The sequence below is a fragment of the Hyphomonas sp. genome, from assembly GCF_040882205.1.
Classification (GTDB): Bacteria; Pseudomonadota; Alphaproteobacteria; order Caulobacterales; family Hyphomonadaceae; genus Hyphomonas.
The window spans coordinates 1-2,942 of record NZ_JBBEBT010000233.1; the positions used below are offsets into that span (position 1 = coordinate 1).

Sequence of the window (2,942 nt, forward strand, 5' to 3'; positions counted from 1 at the left end):
GCCTCTTCCAGGTCACCTGCGCCTTCCAGCGCCTGCGCAATGAAGGCTTCCGTCAGCATCGCGCGTGCCTGCACCAGCGCAATACCGCGCTGGCGCAGATAAAAGAGCTGCGCCGCGTCGAGCGCGCCGGAGGTATTGCCGTGCGCACACTGAACATCATCCGCGAGAATTTCAAGTTCGGGTTTCGCAAACACTTCCGCGCCCTCCTCCAGCAGCAATGCATTGTGCTGCATCGAGGCGTCCGTCTGCTGGCCGCAGGTGCGCGGCACATGGAACTTGCCCTGGAAGACGCCGCGCCCGCCGCCCAGCACAGCGCCCTTGGTCAATTGCCGCGTTACACAGGACGGCGCGCCGTGGCGCACATGCGTCGTGATATCCGCCTGCAGCCCGGCGCCGGCGAGATACGCCGCATTGATCGTCGCCTTCGATCCGGTCTCCCGGTGCACAAGGCGTGTTTCAAGCCGGGCAATCTTTGCGCCGAAGGCCAGTGTCGTCTGCACGCTCTCGGCGCCTGCATCCTGCTCTATGAGAGCGGTCACGACCTGCGCCTCGCCGGCGCCGCCGATCTGGTAGACTGTCCGGTTCAGGCGTGCATCCTTGTTCAGCGTGAACTCGATCAGCGCCGCCGAAAGTGCCGCGCCGCCAAGATGGCTTTCCGACAGATAAAGCTCCGCCCCCGGACGAAGCAGGAACACAACCCGCGCGGCATTGATCGCGCCCCGGCCTTCAAATACCATGTGGAGATGCACCGGCGCGCCGGCGCTGACATCCACCAGCAGCGTGCCCGGCGTCCTGCCGCCCGCCAGCGCCGCCGCCAGTGCGCCGAGCGGCGCCTCTTCCGCCCCGCCCATCGCCTGCACATCGTCTTTTGCAAGCAGGCGCAGGGCCGCAGGCAACGAAGTGGGCGCTGTATAGCCGGCCGGCGTGAAGCGCAGGGTCGCCGCGCCCCCGCGCGCAAGCGGATCGCGCTCAGGCGGCGTCTTCGGCGCATCCAGCGACGTCACCGCCGCCTTGAAATCCGTCCAGCGCCAGCCTTCGGCGCGGCGTCCCGGCAGTCCGGTCTGCGCAAAGGCCTCGAACAAGCGCTCGCGCCGCGGGTCCGTCTTCAGCGCAGCAAAGCGCGCGACGAGTTCCAGTTCAGCAACCGTCGGATTACGGATCAGATCTTTGAGGACGCCGCTCACACGGCCTCCGCCAGCACACCGTCATAGCCTTCGGCCTCAAGGCGGTGGGCGAGTTCCGGTCCGCCCGTCTTGATAATGCGGCCCTTGGCCAGCACGTGCACCTTGTCAGGTCTGATATAGTCGAGCAGGCGCTGGTAGTGCGTGATAACCAGCATCCCCCGCTCCGGCGCGCGCAGCGCATTGACGCCCTCGGCCACCGTACGCAGCGCGTCGATGTCGAGCCCGGAATCGGTCTCGTCGAGCACCATGAAGCGCGGCTCCAGCATCATCATCTGGTAGATCTCGAGCCGCTTCTTCTCGCCGCCGGAGAAGCCGACATTCACCGGCCGCTTCAGCATCTCGGGATCAAGGCTCAGCACCCTGGCAATCTCGCGCGATTTCCTGATGAAGTCCGGCGCCGAAATCTCCGCCTCGCCGCGCGCCTTGCGCTGGGCGTTCATCGCGGTGCGCACGAAGGTCATCACCGGCACACCGGGGATCTCGACCGGGTACTGGAACGAGAGGAAAATGCCCTTTGCCGCGCGCGCTTCCGGCTCCATCGATAAAAGGTCGGCGCCGTCGAGCGTCGCTGCGCCGCCCGTGACGCCGTAGCCTTCGCGCCCTGTCAGCACATAAGACAGCGTGGATTTGCCCGCCCCGTTCGGACCCATGATGGCATGCACTTCGCCCGCAGGCACAGTCAGCGACAGGCCGTTGAGGATGGTTTTCACATCCTCGCCTTCACCCACGGTCGCAGTCAGGTTCTCGATCTTCAACATGTCTGGGACTTAGGGCGCCGGGGGGGGATTTAAAAGCGCAAAAGCGGAGTTTGCCGCAGCCTAAATACGGGTTTCCCCGTATTTCAGGCCGCAGCCGCCCTCAACGGCGCAGCAAATACCGCCAGACAGATCACGGCGAGCACGGTGACTTCCTTCCAGATGCCATCCTCCCGGACGGCTCGGTGCGCCCGCTTCGGGAGGAAGTCGAGCAGGTTGCAGGCCGGATCAGCCTGGTGCGGTTTCGGCCGGCTGGCAGAACGGCGCGGGGTCCACACCTTCGATGATGCGGATAACCTCGCAGGCTGGCGCTGTCAGGGGCTCCTCGCCCGGCTCGGGGTCCATCCGGTTAACCACGGCCGCGATCTCCTAGAGTGCGCCGTCGGTGATGCGGTAATAGCCGGTTTCCCATTCGGCCGCGTTCGATCGTCCCGAAGCGGCAATCATGCCCTCCGGCGTCTGTCCGATACTGACACCGCTGAGTTCGCCGGCGCGCCTGAACGTGCCGTCCGCGCCGTTCAGCCAGACGGCATAGTTGGTGTTCACGTTTCCGGTCAGCAGCGGCGCCATGATGTCGGCCGCGCCGTCGCCGTCGATGTCTTCGATATAGGGATAGGCGAAGGCGCCGATGGCCGTCTCCTCAATCACCTGCAGCGAGGCGCCGGACGCATCCAGTACCTCTATGCGAAGCCTGCCTTCGCCGTCGGTCATTGCCTGTGACGAGACACTGAGCGTCGGCTGGCCGCCGCCGAGCGCAATCGTGCAGGCAGATAGCTGCGCGATCATCGCGCCGGTCGCCGCTTCCGTGATGGCGCAGGTCTGCAGCTCTGCCTGAACGGGCGCCGCCGTCTCGTTCGCCGCCGGCGCTTCAACCGGTTCTGGCGTGCAGGCCGCCAGCGTGATCAGGGCAATACCTGACAAACTCGATCTCATCATTACCCAACACTACCTTCCAGGCTGACTTCCAAAAGTTTCTGCGCCTCGACGGCGAATTCCATCGGCA

At 65.3% G+C, this 2,942-nt stretch carries 4 protein-coding genes; all 4 read right to left on the reverse strand.

The features are described 5' to 3' along the window. Positions 1-1,184 (reverse strand): SufD family Fe-S cluster assembly protein (locus WEA77_RS09970; RefSeq protein WP_368067727.1); only part of this gene is annotated, 1,184 nt, incomplete at its 3' end. Continuing rightward, on the reverse strand, positions 1,181-1,942 hold the full coding sequence (gene sufC, locus WEA77_RS09975; RefSeq protein ID WP_368067728.1) for a Fe-S cluster assembly ATPase SufC: 762 nt from the start codon (positions 1,940-1,942) through the stop codon (positions 1,181-1,183). The genes WEA77_RS09970 and sufC, both read right to left, overlap by 4 nt. 225 nt (positions 1,943-2,167) lie before the next feature. Next, positions 2,168-2,296 carry a hypothetical protein gene (locus tag WEA77_RS09980; RefSeq protein ID WP_368067729.1) on the reverse strand — a complete coding sequence of 43 codons (129 nt, stop codon included), beginning with the start codon at positions 2,294-2,296 and terminating at the stop codon, positions 2,168-2,170. A gap of 12 nt (positions 2,297-2,308) precedes the next feature. Then, on the reverse strand, positions 2,309-2,860 hold the full coding sequence (locus WEA77_RS09985) for an FG-GAP repeat domain-containing protein (RefSeq protein WP_368067730.1): 552 nt from the start codon (positions 2,858-2,860) through the stop codon (positions 2,309-2,311). Between the last annotated feature and the right edge of the window lie 82 nt (positions 2,861-2,942).

Excerpts from the sequence above, each read along its gene's own strand:
- sufC (WP_368067728.1), bottom strand. The coding sequence starts at position 1,942 with ATGTTGAAGATCGAGAACCTGACTGCGACCGTGGGTGAAGGCGAGGAT.